Origin of the sequence: Acinetobacter sp. CIP-A165, from assembly GCF_000367985.1 — a bacterium.
GTDB lineage: Bacteria > Pseudomonadota > Gammaproteobacteria > Pseudomonadales > Moraxellaceae > Acinetobacter.
Map to the genome: position 1 here is coordinate 12,934 of NZ_KB849201.1, position 21,369 is coordinate 34,302.

The 21,369-nt window shown below is 39.9% G+C and carries 18 protein-coding genes, 1 tRNA gene and 2 pseudogenes; 6 read left to right on the forward strand and 15 right to left on the reverse strand.

The genetic code is table 11. The annotated features are described in order from the left end of the window. Nucleotide 1 precedes the first annotated feature (1 nt). Both F991_RS02750 and F991_RS02755 read right to left on the reverse strand, forming a co-directional pair. Nucleotides 2-2,125, reverse strand: coding sequence for a type I secretion system permease/ATPase (locus tag F991_RS02750; RefSeq protein ID WP_004668761.1), 2,124 nt, complete (start codon nucleotides 2,123-2,125; stop codon nucleotides 2-4). Continuing rightward, nucleotides 2,122-2,676 (reverse strand): annotated as a pseudogene (locus F991_RS02755) (TolC family protein); the annotation flags it as partial. The pseudogene F991_RS02755 and the gene F991_RS02750, both read right to left, overlap by 4 nt. 78 nt (nucleotides 2,677-2,754) lie before the next feature. Between F991_RS02755 and F991_RS16990 the strand changes: the two are divergent. Then, nucleotides 2,755-3,899, forward strand: a protein-coding gene (locus F991_RS16990) for an IS3 family transposase (RefSeq protein WP_155757138.1) whose coding sequence is annotated in 2 segments (ribosomal slippage) — nucleotides 2,755-3,019 and nucleotides 3,019-3,899 — 1,146 coding nt in all. Because the reading frame shifts where the segments join, the coding sequence is not laid out codon by codon here. Nucleotides 3,900-3,922: 23 nt separating this feature from the next. Here the strand turns inward: F991_RS16990 and F991_RS02770 are convergent. The 6 genes and pseudogenes from F991_RS02770 to F991_RS02795 all read right to left on the reverse strand — a co-directional run. Beyond that, nucleotides 3,923-4,942: pseudogene (locus tag F991_RS02770) on the reverse strand (TolC family protein); the annotation flags it as partial. Between the two features lie 305 nt (nucleotides 4,943-5,247). Beyond that, complete coding sequence (gene lptB / locus F991_RS02775; RefSeq protein WP_004668771.1) at nucleotides 5,248-5,994, reverse strand: LPS export ABC transporter ATP-binding protein; 747 nt, start codon at nucleotides 5,992-5,994, stop codon at nucleotides 5,248-5,250. After that, the gene (lptA, locus tag F991_RS02780; protein WP_004668773.1) at nucleotides 5,994-6,542 is read right to left on the reverse strand and encodes a lipopolysaccharide transport periplasmic protein LptA; all 549 of its coding nucleotides are present in this window, start codon (nucleotides 6,540-6,542) and stop codon (nucleotides 5,994-5,996) included. Before lptA ends, lptB begins: the two co-directional genes overlap by 1 nt. After that, a complete protein-coding gene (gene lptC, locus F991_RS02785; RefSeq protein ID WP_004668774.1) occupies nucleotides 6,526-7,074 on the reverse strand; it encodes an LPS export ABC transporter periplasmic protein LptC in 549 nt (182 codons plus the stop codon). The genes lptA and lptC overlap by 17 nt, the downstream gene beginning before the upstream one ends. 46 nt (nucleotides 7,075-7,120) lie before the next feature. Next, the gene (locus tag F991_RS02790) at nucleotides 7,121-7,660 is read right to left on the reverse strand and encodes a KdsC family phosphatase (protein WP_004668776.1); all 540 of its coding nucleotides are present in this window, start codon (nucleotides 7,658-7,660) and stop codon (nucleotides 7,121-7,123) included. A gap of 3 nt (nucleotides 7,661-7,663) precedes the next feature. Next, on the reverse strand, nucleotides 7,664-8,641 hold the full coding sequence (locus F991_RS02795) for a KpsF/GutQ family sugar-phosphate isomerase (protein WP_004668778.1): 978 nt from the start codon (nucleotides 8,639-8,641) through the stop codon (nucleotides 7,664-7,666). A gap of 266 nt (nucleotides 8,642-8,907) precedes the next feature. Between F991_RS02795 and cysS the strand changes: the two genes are divergently transcribed. From cysS to F991_RS02810, 3 genes are all read left to right on the forward strand, one after another. Further along, the gene (gene cysS / locus F991_RS02800; RefSeq protein WP_004668780.1) at nucleotides 8,908-10,329 is read left to right on the forward strand and encodes a cysteine--tRNA ligase; all 1,422 of its coding nucleotides are present in this window, start codon (nucleotides 8,908-8,910) and stop codon (nucleotides 10,327-10,329) included. Between the two features lie 75 nt (nucleotides 10,330-10,404). Next, nucleotides 10,405-10,480, forward strand: a tRNA-Gly gene (locus F991_RS02805). Between the two features lie 183 nt (nucleotides 10,481-10,663). Next, a complete protein-coding gene (locus F991_RS02810; RefSeq protein WP_004668782.1) occupies nucleotides 10,664-11,140 on the forward strand; it encodes a copper resistance protein NlpE in 477 nt (158 codons plus the stop codon). A gap of 111 nt (nucleotides 11,141-11,251) precedes the next feature. Here the strand turns inward: F991_RS02810 and F991_RS02815 are convergent, their stop codons facing one another. Further along, a complete protein-coding gene (locus F991_RS02815) occupies nucleotides 11,252-12,853 on the reverse strand; it encodes an isocitrate lyase (RefSeq protein ID WP_004668784.1) in 1,602 nt (533 codons plus the stop codon). 534 nt (nucleotides 12,854-13,387) lie between these two features. Between F991_RS02815 and F991_RS02820 the strand changes: the two genes are divergently transcribed. Both F991_RS02820 and F991_RS02825 read left to right on the forward strand, forming a co-directional pair. Further along, on the forward strand, nucleotides 13,388-14,377 hold the full coding sequence (locus F991_RS02820; protein ID WP_004668785.1) for a LysR family transcriptional regulator: 990 nt from the start codon (nucleotides 13,388-13,390) through the stop codon (nucleotides 14,375-14,377). Between the two features lie 132 nt (nucleotides 14,378-14,509). Beyond that, on the forward strand, nucleotides 14,510-15,838 hold the full coding sequence (locus tag F991_RS02825) for a polyamine export protein PaeA (RefSeq protein WP_004668788.1): 1,329 nt from the start codon (nucleotides 14,510-14,512) through the stop codon (nucleotides 15,836-15,838). A gap of 40 nt (nucleotides 15,839-15,878) precedes the next feature. Here the strand turns inward: F991_RS02825 and F991_RS02830 are convergent, their stop codons facing one another. The 6 genes from F991_RS02830 to F991_RS02850 form a co-directional block, all read right to left on the reverse strand. Then, nucleotides 15,879-16,142, reverse strand: coding sequence for a ribosomal protein L7/L12 (locus tag F991_RS02830; RefSeq protein WP_004668790.1), 264 nt, complete (start codon nucleotides 16,140-16,142; stop codon nucleotides 15,879-15,881). A gap of 64 nt (nucleotides 16,143-16,206) precedes the next feature. After that, entirely contained in the window at nucleotides 16,207-16,722 is a 516-nt protein-coding gene (locus F991_RS02835) for a hypothetical protein (protein WP_004668792.1), read from the reverse strand. Between the two features lie 142 nt (nucleotides 16,723-16,864). Further along, complete coding sequence (gene cysN / locus F991_RS02840; protein WP_004668794.1) at nucleotides 16,865-18,478, reverse strand: sulfate adenylyltransferase subunit CysN; 1,614 nt, start codon at nucleotides 18,476-18,478, stop codon at nucleotides 16,865-16,867. An 83-nt stretch (nucleotides 18,479-18,561) separates the two neighbouring features. Then, a complete protein-coding gene (gene cysD, locus F991_RS02845) occupies nucleotides 18,562-19,470 on the reverse strand; it encodes a sulfate adenylyltransferase subunit CysD (protein ID WP_004668796.1) in 909 nt (302 codons plus the stop codon). Then, entirely contained in the window at nucleotides 19,463-19,561 is a 99-nt protein-coding gene (locus tag F991_RS17395; RefSeq protein WP_004668798.1) for a hypothetical protein, read from the reverse strand. Before F991_RS17395 ends, cysD begins: the two co-directional genes overlap by 8 nt. 256 nt (nucleotides 19,562-19,817) lie before the next feature. Next, nucleotides 19,818-21,263, reverse strand: coding sequence for a capsule assembly Wzi family protein (locus tag F991_RS02850; RefSeq protein ID WP_004668800.1), 1,446 nt, complete (start codon nucleotides 21,261-21,263; stop codon nucleotides 19,818-19,820). Nucleotides 21,264-21,369: the final 106 nt, after the last annotated feature.

Here is a 21,369-nt window from a genome sequence, read left to right on the forward strand (position 1 = left end):
ATTAAACTATTTTTTGTTTTGCCGATGATTGTTGCAAGACTTTATCAGCAGGTCCATCCATGACAATTTTGCCATCATTCATCACAATAATACGATCAACCAATTCCAACACCGCTCGGCGATGTGTCGCGACGATTAAAGTACGATAGCCCAGCCACCCCTTTAAATGATCTATCAATTGTTTTTCTGCGACATCATCAATCGCTGCAGTCGGTTCATCGAGTAGCAAAATATTCGGCTCACGGACTAATAATCTTGCCAGTAACAATGCTTGTCTTTGCCCACCTGAAAAGCCTACACCACCCTCTAAAACCAGATGATCCAAACCTTCTTTCTTTTCTTGAACGAAACTCAATGCACCTGTTACTTTTAAAGCTTTTAAAAGATCTTCATCGCGTGCCAACGGCGCACCTAAAGTTAAGTTTTCACGAATGGTTCCATAGAAAAGATAGGCGTTCTGGTTGAGTAAACCCATATCACGACGGACATCAGCAGGGTCAATCAAACTCATATCCAAATCATCTAAGTGTACCGAACCTGAATTTGGAGTCTGCATTGCAGAGAGAATTTGCAATAACGTTGATTTACCAGCGCCATTTCGACCGAGAATAGCAATTCGCTCACCCGCCCGAATCTTTAATTTTGGAATCGCCAAGCTTGGTCGAGGATCATCCTCACCATACTGGAATACCACATTTTTCAGCTCATAATCACCATGTAATACTTCTTTATGTACCAAATGTGCATGATCAGCTTGATCAACTGGGCGCTGCATCAATTCATCTAAACTTTGCTTTGCCACTTTGGCTTGTTGAAAACGACCAAGAATACCTGTGATCTGTGATATTGGCGCCAACATCCGTGATGATAAAATCGAACAAGCAACCAGCGCGCCTGTGGTCATTTCACCTTCCATCACAGCAAAACACCCAACCAATACCACAATGGCATAAGTAAGCCCTTGTAGCTTCTGCGTCCAAGCAGTCAGTACACCAACAATTTTACGTTGTTGCATACTGATATCCGCAGAAATCTCATTCATATGATTCCACTGATTTTGGAAACGAGACTCTGCACGTAATAGCTTAATATCTTCAATCCCTTGTACAGCCTCAACCAAAATTGCATTACGAATTGAGGATTCACGCATACCCTCTTGTGCAAGTTTAGCCAGCTTCTTTTGTACCAAGATCGCAGGCAAAATCATCAGCGGTACGATCAACAACATGACCCAAAATAAGTTTCCGCCAATAATTGCAAAGATAAACAAGAATAAAAAGAAGAAAGGAAGATCTGCAATCGCACCCATCGTGGTTGAAGTGACAAGTTCTCGCACCCCTTCCAATTCACGAATCTGAGATATGAAGGTTCCCGTTGACTTCGAGCGCTCGCTATTTTTGATTCTTAATGCATGACCAAACACCCGATCAGAAATACGTAGATCTGCACGCTTTCCGATAATGTCAGAGATATAAACACGCGAAATACGCAGAACAAACTCAAAGATTGCTGCAATCAGTACACCACCAGCAAGCACCCAAAGTGTAGGTATCGACTGTGAAGGAACAACACAGTCATAGACTTGCATAGAGAAAACGATGGTCGCCAATGCTAAAACATTTGCAATCAAAGATGCAAACATAATATCGATATAGCGCTTCCAATCACTTAAAACGATTGACCAAAACCAGCTTGGCTTATAGGGCTTAATATACTCATCAATACGTGCATCAGGAACGGACTGCTCAGGACGTAAAATATACACACTTTTTACAATGTGTTTTAAAGCACCTACTGCGAACTTTTGTGATAAACCTTGATCGCCACTGAGTTGAATACTGACATGCCCAGAGCCATCTGCTTTATCAATGACCCCCACTTGGCCATCGGCCAGTTCAACTAATATCGGTAAGCGCCATGGGTTAATGACATCATTGCTGAATTTTACTCTGCGTAAAGTGAGCCCAATTTGCCGACTGATCAACGTCAAAACCTCATCAAGATTCTGATTTTGATTCCAGTCCAACTGTAAGCGGACACGCTCTTCCGAAGGCTCAATCCGATAATGCTTGGCAATGGTTAATATTGCCTGTAACCAAGGTTGGTAATCTATTTTTGTCATCATTGTTGCACCTCAAACCCTTGAATTTTTATATTATTCAGGTCATAGGCTTGGCGAGAACGGCCTGTGGCTGCAATATATTGAGCGATACTACTGTAAATATCATAACGTGCTATTTCGACTTCTGTGTTTGCACTATGAATGGCTTGTTCAGCATTAAGTAAATCGACCAGGGTACGAGTTCCCAATTTATATTGTTCCTGATAAAGCTCGCGTGTCCGTACAGTGGTTGCTTGTTGTCCTGCTAACACTTGCATTTGACGTTGCTTATTTTCAATTTGCTCTCGACTGGTTCTGATCTGATCTAGCACATTTAAGTAAACGGTATTGACCTGTGCTTTTGCCGCTTCTTCAGCAAAACTAGCGGCTCTAATTCTCGAAGATGTCGCACCGCCTTGATAAAATTGGCTACTTGCTTCCAACATAATCGCGCTATCAAAGCCACCATTTTTATCATTGTTTGGATTGCGCCCATGTATTGCTTGGCTTAACTCACCTTTTACAGCCAATGTTGGATAATTACTGACTTTGGTTTGTATTTTCTGACTACGTGCAAAGAGGTGGATCAGGAAATTTGAACAACACTTATAAGTGATATTTTGCTCCCCAAATGATGTTATAAACATCAATATATGGAGTATTTTATGACACGTAGACCAAGAAGAAATCATTCAAATGACTTTAAAGCTAAGGTAGCACTTGCTGCGATTAAAGCAGAAAAAACACTTGCTGAATTGAGTGCTGAATTTGATGTTCATCAAAACCAAATTATTGACTGGAAAAATCAACTGATTTCAGCTTCCTCGCAAGCTTTCGATCAATCAAAAGCTCCAACAGAACCACCCATCGATCTAAAAAAACTACATGCAAAAATCGGTGAGCAGGCATTAGAAATTGATTTTTTAGAAGGTGTGTTGAAGAAACTGGGTCGCTTCAACCACAAAAGTTAATCGATGACTCACTTCAGATTTCAGTATCTAAGCAAGCTAAGCTGCTGAAAGTCTCCCGTGGTTGTTATTACTATCGCCCAAAACCTGTGAGTGAATCAGATCTGAAGCTGATGCGCTGTATGGATGAGTTACATATGCAATACCCTTTTGCAGGTAGCCGTATGATGCGTGATTTATTGAATCGTCAAGGACATCATATAGGACGACGTCATACACGTACTTTAATGAAGAAAATGGGCATTAATGCGTTATATTGCAAACCAAATTTAAGCCAGGCTAATCAAGCTCACCGTAAATATCCATATCTGCTCAAAGGATTGGCTATTCAGCGCAGTAATCAAGTGTGGTCTACGGATATAACGTATATCCCTATGGCAAAAGGCTTTGTTTATTTATGTGCTGTGATTGATTGGCATAGCCGCAAGGTACTTGCGCATAGAGTATCGATTAGTATGGAGGTTACATTTTGCATAGAAACATTAAATGAAGCTATTGAAAAATATGGCCGACCTGAAGTCTTTAATACAGACCAAGGCAGTCAGTTTACCAGTGATGCATTTATTGATGTATTGAAATCAAATGGCATTCAAATCAGTATGGATGGTAAAGGTCGATGGGTTGATAATGTGATGGTTGAACGATTATGGCGGAGCGTTAAATATGAAGAGGTGTATCTCAAAGCCTACAGCAATGTTTTGGATGCGAAGAAGCAATTAAACGCATATTTTGAATTTTATAATTTGAAACGACCTCATTCGAGTCTGGACAAAATGACTCCAGATGAGTTTTACTATGACCAGCTACCACAACAAAATAAGGTAGCTTAACTAGAGCAGAGTATCACTTATAAATAAGCTTTTAGTTGTTCAAACAAGTGGGACCACCTCTCAACCTCAATTCCAGCCTGCGCTGCAATCATTTGCGGAATGGTATTAAATTGTGGCTCTACATATAAATCAGATTGTTTAATAAAATCATCTGTAATCGCCCATTGAACATTACGCGCATCAAAACCTAATAACGTATAAAGATGTTGTTGAAACTGACTGAGTAATGATTGTTGTGCAATCAACGCTGATTGAGCTGATTGCAAATATGATTGTGCTTGGACAGGATCTGCCTGACTACTGATCCCTGCATTTGCTCTTAAGTTCGCCATTTCCTGAATACGTTTAACCCCAGCAATCCGCTGATTGGCAATTCTTATGAGCTTTTGATAACGCTGAATATTAATAATCGTTTGTGTTACATCCAGCGAGATATCATCAATTTTGACTAAAACATTCGCTTGTTCTATTACTAATTTTGCTTGTTCAGTGGTAACGCCAGACTTCACCTTCCCAAAGTCATACAGCATTTGAGAGGCATTTAAAGCTAATACTTGTCGACCTCGCTCCCCCTTTCTCGTCAAATCACCTGTATTCACGCCCCCTGAAATTTGTGGATAAAACCCTGCTTTCGCTACATCTATGTTGGCATTCTGTGCGGCTAAAGTTGCTAGGGTTTGTGAAATTTCAGGATTGCGCTGAACTGCAATCTGTATCGCATCTTTTAAGGTTTTGTTTTGGTTCTCCCATAATGCAGTAGGAACAACATCCATTGGACGACCAGATCCAACGACAGGTAATTCAGTAGGCGATGAATGAAGTGAAAAATTGCTCAACTTCTGCATACTTGCAGTTTTAAATTCATCATTACTTTTAGGCGTAAATAGCTGAGACAAATTATTCTTGAGAGAATGATACTGTTCGCTTGGCGTTGAGGCATGTGTAACGGGTACAGATAAAGTTGCTATACAAAATAGCCACTTTAGATCTATACATGTTTTACGTGATCCTTCATCTATATCTATATCTTTATTAATGCTCATATTCTTGTCATGTAATTATCGTTCAAAGCGTCTTCATTCTACTCTTATTTTTGTAGAAAACACCACGTTTCAAATGCCAATTTCTCGACGGATAAGTGTTTGTTTTTTGTAAATTAGTTCACACTTTTCTTATCATGCAACGGGGATGGTACATACACCATCCAATCAAAAAACTTATATTTATTAATGAAATAGGGAGAAAAATACCAGATCACGGTCAAATTCAAATTTCTAATAACATGATGATTGCTACTGGCATAAAAAAAGAACCCTGAAGGTTCTTTTTCAAAGCTCAAATCTATTGTCTAAACAACAAAATCATCACCCAAATAAACTTTACGTACTTGCTCATTATCAAGGATTTCTTGCGGCGTGCCTTCAGCAATCACTGCCCCCTCACTAACGATATAGGCTTTTTCACAAATTGCCAGCGTTTCTCGTACATTATGATCCGTAATAAGTACGCCAATTCCTCTGTCTTTAAGGGTCTGAATAATGTCCTTAATATCACCTACAGAAATAGGATCTACACCTGCAAATGGCTCATCCAGCAGCATAAATTTAGGGTCAGCAGCCAAAGCACGTGCAATTTCGGCACGACGACGCTCGCCACCAGAAACACTCATGCCTAATGAATCTTTAATATGATTAATTTTAAAATCATTTAATAATTCATTCAGACGTTGCTGACGTTGCTGCTTATTCAAATCTTTACGCGTTTCCAAAATCGCCATAATGTTTTCGGCAATGGTCAACTTTCTAAAGATCGAAGCTTCCTGAGGTAAGTAGCCAATTCCTTTACGAGCACGCTCATGCATGGCAAGATCAGATAAATCAAGATCATCTAAATGAATCTCGCCTTTATCCATCCGAACCAAACCAACGACCATATAAAAGCTCGTCGTTTTACCCGCACCATTCGGACCAAGCAATCCGACGATTTGCCCACTTTGCATGGTAAAAGACACATCTTTTACCACCCAACGTTTACTATAGTTTTTCGCTAGATGCTTAATACATAAAGTTTGTGGTTGTTGCACCGATTGTTCCATTAATCACGCGCCCCTGGAAAACTTTTTGAACTTGATGGTGGAATAATAATTTGCACACGATTTGTTGAAGAACCTTGAGCCTCAACATCGCCTTTATTCATACTATATTTTAAGCTATCACCACGAATACTTGAGCCATTCTGATAAAGATAGGCCTTTCCAGATAAAGTCAGAATACCCGTATCCGCATTATAAACAATCTGTTGTGCTTCACCGCGCGCTAAACCCTTATTCGTATCAATTTGCTGCTGAAATTTCGCCAGTTGCCCTTTAGCCGTAATGGTCTGAATTTCTTTTTTACTATTTAAGGTAGCAATAATTGAATCTGCCTGAAGTCTCATCGTTCCCTGTTCAATCACAACATTTCCCGTATAAGTTGTGATACCTGTTCGATCATTGTATGTGGCACGATCTGCAACTAAAGAAAGTTGTTGATTACGATCAGACGGCAAAGCAAAGCTTGAACTGGAAAATAATGCAGCCACAGCAATACACGTAAACTGTTTTAAGAAAGTAAAACGATATTTAGAATTAAGAGCTTGGCGCATACTTTCCTCGAACTTTATAAAATTCATATTGACCATCATTCAAATTTGCTTTTAAACCCTGACTCACAAATTCGGTTGTTGGGGATTGAACAATAACTTGGTGTTGGGTTTCTAGTTCTCTTGTTTTTGGATAACCGGTGATTTCATCTGTATGAAACTCCATGTTGCCCTGATCCGACAAGTTTGTGACGACAACATCTCCAGCCAATACAATCTTACGGTTTTCATCATAACCATTTGCTCGTAGGGCAGAAAAAGTGGCATCAGGTTTTCCCTGTTTGTACATAACCGCTTTAAGTTGGTCAAGCTGCGAGGTTTTCTGCTGCATATCCTGCTGTAGTTGTTTTACTTCAGCACGAATGTACAAATTACCCTGTTCATCTGTTTGCGTTAAATGAACCCCGTGCGCTGAATAAGTCATATTCTTCGCTGAGTCTACATCCAACTTTTTTGCCTTGCCACTAAAGTAGTAAAAGCAGCCACTTACAGAAGCGACCACAATAGCAACAACATATAAAACTTTGGTATCCATAAACAGGGTTACCTAACCTTTGAGCAAATCAACGCTATTAAGTATATTAATGTGGTACCGCAAGATATTTTTCAAGCAGCTCTTGGTAAACACCTTTTGCCATCAATAACATATCACAGACCTCTCTTACAGCCCCACGGCCACCCATTGCTTGCGTCACCAAGTGGGCACGTCGACGTACTTCTTCATGGCCATTCGGTACTGTAATACTCATACCCGCAATGGCAAATGCAGATAAATCAGGCCAATCATCGCCCATATATAAGCAGTCTTCAGGTAAGATATTGAACTGCGCACAAGCTTCACGTAGTGCCACGCCTTTATCTTCACGCCCTTGGAAAACCAAATCTACGCCCAAATCCGACATACGTTTTTCAACAATATGACTTTTACGGCCTGTGATAATAATCACTTTCATGCCCGCTTTTTGAACCAATTTCATCCCTAAACCATCGCGAATATCAAATGATTTAATTTCATCGCCAGAATTGGTTAAGGTTACAAAGCCATCGCTTAAAATCCCATCCACATCAAGCACCAGTGCTTGTAAATGACGTGCTTGTTCTTGTAAAGCATACGATGCCATGGCTTAATTTACTCCAGCTTCAATAAGATCGTGCATACTAATAACACCAATTACTTTTTTAGCATCATCAACAACAACGAATTGGTTAATTTTTTTCTCATGCATTTTTTCCAATGCTTCCACTGCTCGAGCTTCTTGAGAAATCGTCATCGGATTTTCCGTCATCACAGCGGATACAGCAGCATTCACATCAAAACCCTGTTGCCGATCGATCATTCGACGCAAATCACCATCGGTAAAAATCCCCAATAAGGTATCTTGCTCATCCACAACAGTGGTCAGGCCCAACCGTTTATCAGAAATCTCATACAGCACCTTATTCATCGGTGTATCAGGATGAACTTTTGGCAACTCTGCACCGGTATGCATCAAGTGCTTCACATGTAGAAGTAAACGCTTGCCCAACGCACCCGCTGGATGTGAACGCGCAAAATCATCAGCGGTAAATCCACGCGCTTCCAATAATGCAACTGCCAAAGTATCACCTAACACAAGTGTTGCGGTGGTACTCGATGTCGGTGCTAAACCTAAAGGACAGGCTTCATCTGCTAAACCCAGCGTCAAAGCAATATCCGCATTTTGTGGCATTGGACCTTTATCATCACGACTAATGGTAATCAAAGGCACCTCTAGATGCTTGATTAAAGGCATCAACATCATAATTTCATCACTCTTTCCAGAGTTAGAAATCGCAATCAAAACATCTCCACGCACCAACATGCCTAAGTCTCCATGTCCTGCTTCACCGGGATGCATAAAGAATGATGGCGTACCTGTTGAAGCAAAAGTCGCTGCCATTTTGCGACCGATATGACCTGACTTGCCCATACCCGTGATCACGACGCGCCCTTTGCACTGCAATAAGATTTCACATGCACGATCAAAGCGCTCATCAATTTGTGTGGCAAGCACTTCTATGGCTTGTTGTTCAATACGCAAGGTTTCCAATGCGCTTTTTTGGAAATTTATGACTTGTGACATGTGAGTTTGACTCAAAGTAATGCTCAATCCACTTGATAGTAGATGATTTTAATCAAAAGAATACGGCAGATTCTAGCATAACTGTGAATTATACACGTTTCTAAATGTATAAGTTTTCAAGGAAGATGAAGAGATATAAAACAAGCTAAAATCAACCATAATAAAAATACTTGTTCCCTCTGATCTTTTTTCTCCAGACAACTTTATGAAATATGGTGCATACGTTATGATGAATCACGATTTTTGTAGAGTGTTTGAAAACCCTTATGCAACCTTTTGTTTTATATAACTCAGAGCAACGTAAAAAAGTTGAATTTGTCCCACGTAACGAAGGACAAATCGATATCTATGTCTGTGGTATGACCGTATACGATTACTGTCATATTGGACATGCTCGCGTTATGGTTGCATTCGACTTCATTACCCGCTTCTTGCGTAGTCAAGGCTGGAAAGTTCGCTACATTCGCAATATTACTGACATAGACGACAAAATCATTGCACGTGCTAATGAAAATGGTGAAAGCATTCAACAACTCACGGCTCGATTTATTGAGGCAATGAATGAAGATGCGGCAAACTTAGGTTGTATTGCACCTGATGAAGCACCGAAAGCCACAGATTATATTGATCAGATGCAAAGCATGATCAGCACTTTAGTAGATAAAGGTGCGGCTTATCCTGCTGCAAATGGTGATGTCTATTTTGAAGTGACTAAATTCAATAAATATGGTCGCTTATCAGGTCGTAAACTAGATGATATGCAAGCAGGTGCATCAGAACGTGTTGATGTCGAAGTTGATAAAAAACACCCTTTTGATTTTGTACTTTGGAAACACGCCAAAGCCAATGAACCTGCTTGGGCTTCTCCTTGGGGCAATGGTCGTCCCGGTTGGCATATCGAATGTTCTGCCATGTCGACCTGCTGCTTAGGCAATCACTTTGACATTCATGGTGGCGGCTCAGATCTGATGTTCCCTCACCATGAGAATGAAATCGCGCAAAGTGAAGCTTCTACTGGCGAACAATATGTAAATTATTGGATGCACGTTGGTTTCATCAATGTTGATGGCGAAAAAATGTCTAAATCTTTAGGCAACTTCTTTACCATTCGTGATGTGATAGAAAAATTCCATCCCGAAGTCATTCGCTATTTCATCGTGTCGTCGCATTATCGTAGTCCAGTCAACTTTTCCGATGTTGCATTAAAAGAAGCCAAAACAGCTCTTAGCCGTTTTTATCATTCTTTTAAAGCCTATCAACAAGTTTATGGGCAAAAAACGGTCGAAACATTAGAAGCCAGTTTCGTTGAACGTTTTAACAATGCCATGCGAGATGACTTTAATACTGCTGAAGCGATGGCAGTATTATTTGAACTAAATAAAGAATTGAATCGTGCTGTAAAAGAACAACAGGCTGAACAAGCGACCGTTCTATACTCTACGCTACGATACCTAACCAATGTTTTAGCTTTAGTTCAACACGATGTAGATGATTTTTTAAAGTCTGATATTGGTCAAGAAGCCCTTTCTCTATCTGATACAGAAATTGAAGATTTCATACAACAACGTGTAGATGCAAAAAAAGCCAAGGACTTTGCGAAGGCAGATGCAATTCGTCAATCCTTACTCGATCAAGGTGTGGTACTTGAAGATAGCCGTCAAGGCACGATTTGGCGTCGCGCTGACTAATTTAGTCAAAAAACAACCAATCAACAACTTAGAGAGTTGACAGTTTTATTAAACACTCTATAATGCGTCCATATTGCGGGAATAGCTCAGTTGGTAGAGCATAACCTTGCCAAGGTTGGGGTCGGGAGTTCGAGTCTCCTTTCCCGCTCCAGATTCAAAGAAAGGCACTTATCGAAAGATAAGTGCCTTTTTTCTTATATATTTGATACATCTCAGTTTCATCTTAACCGTCCTGTTTTACCAAAAATTAAATAACACTTACACTCCCCTACTATTATTTTCTTTTAAAATCTCATAACTTGGGTATCAATATTTTCACAGGGTTGTATCTAAGATGAAAAAATCAATAATCGCAGTTTCGCTTGCATCTGTATTTCTAGTGGCTTGTAATAAGTCAGAAACACCAAAAGATGACCACTCAACCCCTCCTGCAGTAACAACAGAGGCTGCATCTGAACCGATGATCGATCGTGAACATACTGCAGAAAACTCTTTAGATTGGAATGGTAGCTATAAAGGTGTATTACCTTGCGCCGATTGTGAAGGTATCGAAACAAAACTAGAGCTTAATTCGGATAAAACTTTTGAATTAGAAGAAACTTATCTCGGTAAAGGCGATGGGAAATCTTTTGAAAGTAAAGGTAGCTTCCAGTTTGATCGTAACAACACATCTATTATTGAACTAGACAAAGCTGGTGATAGCCGCAAATACTTTGTTGCCGAAGGCTACTTAAAAGCACTTGATTTAGAAGGCAATGAAATCACAGGTACACTCGCAGATAAATACCAACTCAACAAAGAAGCAGAATAATTTTTCTGCGATGAATGCTCACACATTGTGAGCATTTTTTATCGATAAATATCAATCTAAGTATAAAAAAACCCTGCTTTATCAGCAGGGTTTTTTGAATCAAATCAGGGCTTAGCCACCGAATTGGTTCATTGTGTTTTTAGAGTCATCACCAGCTTTCAATGCATTGTCGCCAGCAAAGATTTCTTTATGGTCATCACCGATGTCAGAACCAGCCATTGCTTGGTGTTTAACACATGCGATACCACCGCGGATTTCTTTACGTTGTACGCCAGCAACATAAGCCAACATACCTTCAGAACCGAAGTAACCTTGTGCAAGCTCATGAGTAGAAAGCGCAGCAGTATGGTAAGTCGGAAGTGTGATCAAGTGATGGAACACACCCGCTTCACGAGAAGCATCTGCTTGGAAAGTACGGATTTTAGCATCAGCATCAGCAGCCAATTCAGTCTCATCGTACTCAGCGCTCATTAATTTAGCACGGTCGTAAGCAGAAACGTCTTTACCTTCAGCAACCCAACGATCGTAAGCTTGTTGACGGAAGTTTAAAGTCCAGTTGAATGATGGGCTGTTGTTATAAACAAGCTTCGCATTTGGAACAGTTTCACGTACACGGTTAACCATGTGAGCGATTTCGTCAACGTTTGGAGTCGCAGTTTCGATCCAAAGAAGGTCAGCACCATTTTGAAGGCTAGATACACAGTCAAGTACAACACGGTCAATTTGAGTGTCAGCACGGAACTGATATAAACCAGAAGCTAAACGCTTAGGACGGTGTAATTTACCATTACGTTTGATCAAGATTTCGTCTTCTTGAGCATCAGCAATATCAATTTCAGAAGTTTCTAAGTAGCTAATGTACTGAGAAGCGATGTCACCTGGCTCTTTAACCACTGGGATTTTTTGAGTTAAGTCAGCGCCTTCAGAGTCAGTACGTGCAACGATGATACCGTCATCAAGACCCATTTCTAAGAATGCATAACGTAATGCATGGATCTTAGCGATGAAGTCTTCATGTGGAACTGTTACTTTACCAGCTTGGTGACCACATTGTTTCGCGTCAGATACTTGGTTTTCGATTTGAAGTGCACAAGCACCTGCTTCGATCATTTTCTTAGCAAGTAAGTAAGTTGCTTCTTCGTTACCGAAACCAGCATCGATGTCAGCAATAATTGGCACAACGTGAGTTTGGAAACCATCGATTTGAGCAGTGATTTCAGCAGCTTTTGCTGTATCACCCGCTTCTTTTGCTTTTTTAAGCGCGCGGAATAAATCGTTTAATTCTTTCGCATCAGCTTGGCGTAAGAAAGTGTAGATTTCACCAATTAACGCAGCAACTGAAGTTTTTTCATGCATAGATTGGTCAGGAAGTGGACCAAATTCTGAACGAAGTGCAGCAACCATCCAACCAGAAAGGTAGATATAACGACGTTCAGTTGTACCGAAGTATTTTTTGTTCGCAATCATTTTTTGTTGCGCGATAAAACCGTGCCAGCAACCTAATGATTGAGTGTATTTGCTAGAGTCAGCATCATATTCAGCCATATCACGACGCATAATTGCAGCGGTATATTTAGCAATATCTAGACCTGTTTTGAATTGGTTTTGCAATTGCATACGCGCAGCATCTTCTGGGCTAATATCGCGCCAAGTGTCGCCGAATTTTGCTTTTAGTTCGCGGATTGCATCAATCGCTGTTTGATATGTAGTCATGATATATTCCTTTGAGGATTGGCATCGAATGATTGCTAAAAATCATGCTTTTCGCAGTCTAGATTTCAAGCACTTCATCAACATGTTTCACAGCTTAGTCTTTGCAAACGAATTTATCCAATATTCTAGGTTAATCTTCAGTATTTTTTTAAAAAATACATGGATAAAGACGTATTCACAATAACATATAACCAATTTAAGATATTGTTTTAAATTATATTTTTTTCATTAAAAGTTCATCAACACTGTCTCGATGTTGTTGTAACACGCAATATCTGCTTTCTTTAAATCAGAAAAAGCGTCTAAAAAAACTGATTCAATAGCGCTTCATTCTGATCTTTTTTATTATACCCATATTCTTTCCTCCCAAAAAACAGCGTAAATTGACTGCTGAACAAGACAGAATTATGCTTTCAATAGCTTACGCCATTCATTACTGTGCAATTGTTTTTATATCGTATTAAGTTACGCAAACTGCTTTAAATATGTCATAATCCAGCACAATTTAAAGATTTTATTTTCGGTATTTTTTTTATGAATCTGGAACGGGTCGATCTCAATTTATTAATATATCTTGATGTACTTCTTCGTGAAAAAAATGTCACACGCGCCGCGGAACAGCTCGGTGTTACCCAACCAGCGATGAGTAATATTTTACGTCGTTTACGTAATTTATTTAATGATCCTTTATTGATCCGTTCATCAGAAGGCATGACCCCGACTGAACGTGCATTAGAATTACAACCTCGTATTCGTGATGCACTATCAGACCTTTCGATGATTTTGGAACCGCGTACCGAGTTCAGACCGTATACCAGTACTCGCGTGTTTCGCATTATGACATCTGACTATGCTGAGGCAACTTTAGTTCCTCGCTTAGTCAAAGCATTACGCTCAGAAGCACCCAATGTCGTACTCGACTTTTTGACGCCAAGCGATGTCTCATATCGAGACATGGAACAAGGCAAAGTCGATTTAGCCATTAACCGTTTCAATGAAATTCCGCAAAGCTTTCACCAAGTCTTGGTTTGGCGTGATAGCTTTAGTTGTATTTTGAATGATAAGCACCCTGCCGTTACCCACCTCAACCTCAAAAGTTATTTAGATGCTCAACATATTTGGGTATCAAAAACAGGGATGGGCGTTGGCTTCGGTGTAAATCCAGACAAACAAGCGGGTTTAGGTTGGATTGATCAAGCATTAGAGCGTATCGGTCAACGTCGTAAGATTTCAGTCTTTACCCGACACTATCAAATGCCTGCCCTTTTAGCTCAAAATGTTGATTTAATCGCAACGCTCCCAACACGGATGGCACAACTACAAACACAAAATCAAAGACTGGTCATCAAAGATCCTCCTTTTTATATTCCAGAATTTGAACTTAAAATGGCTTGGTGTCCTTTACTTCATCATCATCCAGCGCACCGTTGGTTAAGACAACTGATTCTATTTGTCGCGCGACAAATGATTGAAGAAGAAAACCGTGAGTTTTTATTAAATAATTCACAGTTTTCACAATACTAAAATTAGCTCATTACCTTAAAGTCTTTTCACTTTAAAATATGAGTAGTGCTGAGTTGATCTAAAGATTAACTCAGCGTCTTTTTTATGTTAAAACATTATGATAATTAATAATGATGAAAATCTAGGTGACGTGTGAGTCTCGTACAAAATATCATTATCATTGCCATGCTGATTGTTGCAGCAGGCTTTTTATCACTTACTGAAATCGCGCTAGCAGGTGCTCGCAAAGTTAAACTTAAGATTCTCGCGGAATCTGGAGAGCATCGCGCTCAAAAAGTGCTCGACCTACAAGAACAGTCTGCTGATTTCTTTGCCGCTTCACAAATCGGGCTAAATGCTGTTGCTATTTTAGGTGGTATTTTAGGTGAAGCAGCGTTTCGACCTCATTTTATTGAGCTGATTAGTCGCTTTTATACGGGACCATGGTTAGAAAACATTGGGTTCGCCGTTTCCTTTACTTTCGTTACATCTCTTTTTATTCTATTTGCCGATTTGATGCCAAAACGTCTGGCAATGATCGCACCAGAAAAAATTGCGATCAGTGTCATCGATCCGATCCAAATCTTTATTAAGGTCTGCAAACCCTTGGCTTGGGGCATCAATGCGATCGCAAACTTGTTATTCCGTCTGTTTAAAGTGAATACTGTGCGTGATGACAATATTACCTTTGATGATATTTCCGCAGTCATGGATGCTGGCGCTCAAGCAGGTGTTTTACAAAAACAAGAACATCATTTCATTGAAAATGTATTTGAACTAGAAGAACGTACTGTTCCATCAAGTATGACCACGCGAGAAAATGTGGTTTATTTTACCCTGAAAGAAAATGAAAGTAGTATTCGCCAAAAATTAGCTGAATACCCTTATTCAAAGTTTTTAGTCTGCAATGAACATATTGACCAAGTTATTGGCTATGTCGATACCAAAGACATTTTGGTCCGTATTTTAAATAATCAATCTTTGCTACAGCTCAATGAGTCTACGATTCGTACGGTTCTCATGCTTCCAGACACCCTAACCTTATCAGAGGTACTGGATCGGTTCCGCTCAACCAAAGAAAAATTTGCAGTCGTTATCAATGAATATGCATTCGTGGTTGGTGTCATTACCTTGAGCGATATTATGATTACGGTGATGGGCGATTGGGTTACACCGCTGGAAGAAGATCTACAAATTATTAAACGTGATAATCATTCATGGTTAATTGATGGCAGTACCCCGATAGAAGATGTAAAGCATGTCTTGGAAATTGAAGAATTCCCTGAAAACGAAAACTACGAGACGATCGCAGGCTTTATCATGTATCGTTTACGCAAGATTCCCCGCCCCGCTGATGCTGTAGAATATGCGGGTTTCAAATTTGAGGTGGTCGATATTGATCACTATAAGATTGATCAGCTGCTGGTGACTCAAATCCTATCTAGCCAAGAAAGTGAATCCTTCTCAATTCCAGAAGATTAAAATCACACTGAATTAAAAAGCCCATTGACTGGGCTTTATTTTATTTCATGACAAACCAAATTAAGATGGCCAAAATAAAGAAGATCAAAACAAAAAGTTTGATTCCCCCTCGACTACGCTGGGCCAACTGTTCTTGGATACGCGCCTGTTCTTGCGGATGATCTTGTAAATATTGATCCACCAAATCTTTTGATTCTTTTAAGCCTAAACCCGTTTTTTCACGGGTAATCTTGATGGCATCAATTAATTTACCTTCTCGTAATACTTGTAAAGCCTCTGGCGGAATCTTCGTAGCTAAACGCATAAAATCAACAATCCTTGTTATTTTCAATGTGAGGATTCAAGCAGGACACCGCGTTTATGAGGTTTTAATTGCCACCATAAAGTGAAATTAACTCATCGAGTGTTGCTTGATAATGAATCGAAATATCTTCAGCTAAAATCTTGTAGGCGTTATCAAACTGAACCATCGGCCAACCTTCCTTCCAGAACGGGAAAATATTGTGCAGACCTTCAGTGACAATTGCATCTTCACGACTAATTGCTTGAGCCACTTGCGAAAGTACTTGTGCAGTTTCAGCACCATCAATCGCAAGATAATCAATACCACGTACTTTTAAAATACGGATACGATCTTTTTTATAACGGATTTTTTTTGCTTGCCCTGCATTCAAACCCAATGCCAGTGTAACAGCTTCAACAAATTTATCTTCAAAACTTGTATGCAATGCCACCAATGCTTGTTTATGTGCTTCTTGGCGACCTGCTTTACCACCATTCACGATCATCTCTTTGGCTTCAACATCAAGCTCATCTTTTCTCATAGACTGTAAAATGTCTAAAATTTCGATATCGCTTAAAGATTCAGGAGAGTGCTCAGTCATGGGAGTCCTTGGACAAAAATATAAAGGGCTATTGTCGCATAAAAGCGATCTCAAAGTAGGATAAAATTAAATACGATTTTAGACACCAACCACAAAAAAAGAAGCCCGCTTGCGCGAGCTTCTTTTCAATCAATCCAAGCAATTACAGACGGACTAATGTCACAATCTTTTCAGCTGCATCTTCAACTGATTCAGCTGCTACCTCAGTATCAGTAGTATCAACCGTTGTTGTAATGACAACCACACCTGTTTCACGCAACAAGTTGATTTGCTCAACAGTTAAATCTGCTTTAGCAATTGCAACCACACCTTGTTGAATCAACAAGCTCTCTAAAGCCTGAGCATTTTCGATCAACTGTGCAGACACTCCAATCACCGCAGGTTTTTGACCTAAACGAGCAGCACGATCTTCCGCTGTCACAGGATTGCTATGTGCAGTCCATTCCACTGCAGCTTCAACCATACCCGCACCAACCGTTACATTGCTTAAACGATCAATGAAAATGAATGAACCTGTATAACGACTGTCTTGATATTGGTCAAACACCACTGGTGCATCAAACTCGACCACAACATCTGCAATTGCATTTAACTCAAGCTCTTCAACTTGAGTATGCTCAAGCGTATTTACATTGACACGGTAATTAATCGCAGTCACTTTGGCAGGAACAGTTTGCGTACCCACTTTCAGGTTATACAACTTACCTTTAACCAAAGGATGTTCTGTCATCCACACCACAGATGCACGTACACTACGTGAAATCAGCGGTTGCTCACCCGCACGCACCAAAACATTACCACGAGAAATATCAATCTCATCATTTAAAGTTAAGGTTACGGCTTGGCCTGCAAAGGCACGTTCAAGATTGCCGTCATAGGTGACAATCTCTTTAACCGTTGATTTTTTACCTGAGGGTAAAGCTAAGATTTCATCACCAACATTAATACTACCCAATGCAATCGTACCCGCAAAACCGCGGAAATCGAGATTAGGACGATTGACATATTGAACAGGGAAACGGAATTCTTTTTTACTTGAAGTACGATTAATTTCAACCGACTCCAAAATATTCATCAAGGTTTGACCCTTGTACCAAGGCGTACTGTCAGATGGATTAACGACGTTATCACCATTCAACGCAGAGATCGGTACAAAGACAATATTCTCAGGACAACGATCGCCGAGCTGGCTAACAAAGGCATCATATTCCACTTGGATTTCATTGAAACGCACTGCTGAGAATTCAACCAAGTCCATCTTGTTAATTGCAACCACGATATTTTTGATACCGAGTAAACTTGCAATAAAGGTATGACGACGCGTTTGTGTTTGCACACCATAACGTGCATCAATCAAGATAATCGCAAGATCCGCAGTAGACGCACCTGTCGCCATATTACGAGTATATTGCTCATGTCCTGGTGTATCCGCAATGATGAACTTACGCTTTTCCGTTGAGAAATAACGATATGCGACATCAATGGTAATACCCTGCTCACGTTCAGCTTGTAAACCATCTACAAGTAAAGCAAGGTCAGGCGCATCACCCGTTGTACCGACTTTCTTACTGTCACGCGTGACCGCTTGCAATTGATCTTCGTAAATCAATTTTGAATCGTAAAGCAAACGACCAATTAAGGTACTTTTACCATCATCGACATTACCGCATGTTAAGAAGCGCAATAAGTCTTTTTGTTCATGCTGTTTTAAATAACCCAAGATATCTTGGCTAATAAGATCTGATTGATGAGACATTGCTCAAAACTCCACAAAATTTGAAATCGGATTTTGTAATCTCCCTAAACCCCTCTTTTAAAAGAGGGACTTACTTAAGGAAATTAGAAATAACCTTCCTGCTTTTTCTTTTCCATCGAGCCGGCTTCATCGTGGTCAATCATACGACCTTGACGCTCTGAACTGGTTGCTAAAAGCATTTCTTGGATAATTTCAGGCAAGTTATCCGCTTCAGATTCAACTGCACCTGTCAGTGGGTAACAACCAAGTGTACGGAAACGTACCGATTTCATTTGTGGAACTTCACCTTCTTTTAAACGCATACGCTCATCATCCACCATGATCAACGTACCACTGCGTTCAACCACTGGGCGAACAGCAGAGAAATAAAGCGGAACCAATTGGATATTTTCTAAATAGATGTATTGCCAAATATCTAACTCAGTCCAGTTCGACAATGGGAAAACACGGATGCTTTCGCCTTTGTTGACTTTACCGTTATAGAGATTCCAAAGTTCTGGACGTTGGTTTTTAGGATCCCAACGATGTTTGGTATCACGGAACGAATAAACACGTTCTTTGGCACGTGATTTTTCTTCATCACGACGTGCGCCACCAAAAGCTGCATCAAATTGGTATTTATCCAAAGCTTGCTTTAAACCCTGCGTTTTCATGATGTCAGTATATTTCGAGCTACCATGATCAAATGGGTTAATTCCAGCGTCACGACCTTCTTTGTTTTGATGCACGATCAAATCAAAGCCATGTGTTTTTGCCATGTTGTCACGAAAGGTGATCATGTCTTTAAATTTCCAACCCGTATCTACATGTAGAAGTGGGAATGGAAGTTTTGCTGGATAGAATGCTTTTAAAGCCAGATGCAACATCACCGCTGAGTCTTTACCAATCGAGTAAAGCATGACAGGGTTTTCAAATTCGGCAGCAACTTCACGAATGATATGAATACTTTCAGCCTCAAGTTGTTTGAGGTGCGTTAATCTATTTTCAGTCATGTACACTTACCTCCTTATCCATGTTACCCATAAAATCTATAAGTGGTATTAAACCACCACTTGGAAGACCGTGTGGAGGAACGAGTGCCATAACAACTCCAATTTTTCGTGATATCAATATGCTTACTAGTGGCTTATTCACCAGCCAGTAAAGTTTATTCATTATAATAATTTAGATCGACTTCTTTAGCTTGTTTTTTCATATCAATATGCAAAATTGTGATATGCAAACATCAATGAAATATCAACAAACCTGAATAACGTACGCTAAATATTTTAGGATTCACATGATTTTATTCATGCAAAAAAAGAAGCCTAGATAGGCCTCTTTTTTTTACAAATAACGCTTAAAAACGGAATATATTTCGCTCTAGTGGAATTTCCACACCGACTGAAACACCACCATCATTTCCATTCACATCAGAATCACTAATCCAACCATTAATTTTCAATGGAATCGTTGGTTTCACATAATGTGTCCAAGTCAGATCCAAACCTTTAACTTTATCATTTTTCGCAAAAGCTGAATTAATCGCTAAATCGGATTGATTGACTTTAGCGTATAACATTCGCCCGCTTAAACGATTCATGGTATCAAAGCGAATATCACCGCCTACCGAATACATTTGCCCATCACCGCCCATTGCATGACCGAGTGGGAAGCCGTGTTGATAGTAACCATCTCTATAAATATGATGATTATAAGAAATCCGCTTTACCTCACCATTGGTACGCGTATCTGCCCACTCTGCATAAAGTTGATAAGGCATGTTGTTGTAACTTGATGAGAAGTCAGCACCACCGAGATACATATATTTAGCAGGTAATCCTCCTGCTTCATCTTCCCCTACAAATTGGGTATATAAGCTAATCGGCACATTCCATAAAGGCTGTAAGAACAGTCGAGCATCAAATCCTGCAATTTGATTGGCTGGATCTGGTTTACCACGACCACCATTGTCTCTTGTTCCTAACATCGCATCCCATAGTGAGCTGAAGCTTTCAGGACGTCCATCTCCACCCCATTGAACTGCACGAGATGCTCCAAGCTCTAAAGCTTGGAATGGGCGAGCAGTCAAACGAAGACCGATCAGTTTTGTGTCTGGAACTGCCTCATAATCATCGAGCTGTCCAGCAAAAGCTTGATATTGCCAAGGACCTATCCAAGACAACCATTTTGTTTCGAAAGCATTTTGTACCGCGCGTTGTGCCGTTACACCATACACAGGTCGACTGGCATCACCACGAATTAAACTGCCATCATGACCTGGCCCCCAATACGTTGGAATTTGACCTGCGATAACCCATTGATTCCAAAGTTTTCCAGCAATATAAGAGCCTTCAACATTGACATCATGTCCATGATCAATCAACGGGTCTTTCTCACCATTGATTCTGATTTTTGCATCCCAATTTTCACCACCAGCATTAAACTCTAAAGCTGCTTGGTATTGAGATTTTTGGCTATCACCAAAGGCTTGTGGCACAGTTTTGAGATCCGTTCCCGCATGCAAGCCAACTTTAGCCGTTGCATTGTCAGCAGCTAATGCATGAACAACTGAGTCGACAACTTTCTGTTGTGCTTTATTATTCACTTGAGCCTGTGATAATGCACGTTTAATCTCATCACCACTCATTGGCCATGTTGAGGTACTGATTTGAATAACACCTTGTTGATTCAACCAATTCAAGTCGGTGCGTAAGTTTTCATCATTCAACACAATGCCTTGTGCAAATGATACAGAAGAAAGAGAAGCAAATAATGCAACATAAAGCGATTTTTTTAAAAACATATCGAAGCTGTTCTCAAATTTATTTATGAGCACATCATCGGTTTTTTATAGATTCTTTTCAATCACCAAACCAAACAATTACATTTCTTAACATGTGATAAAAAAT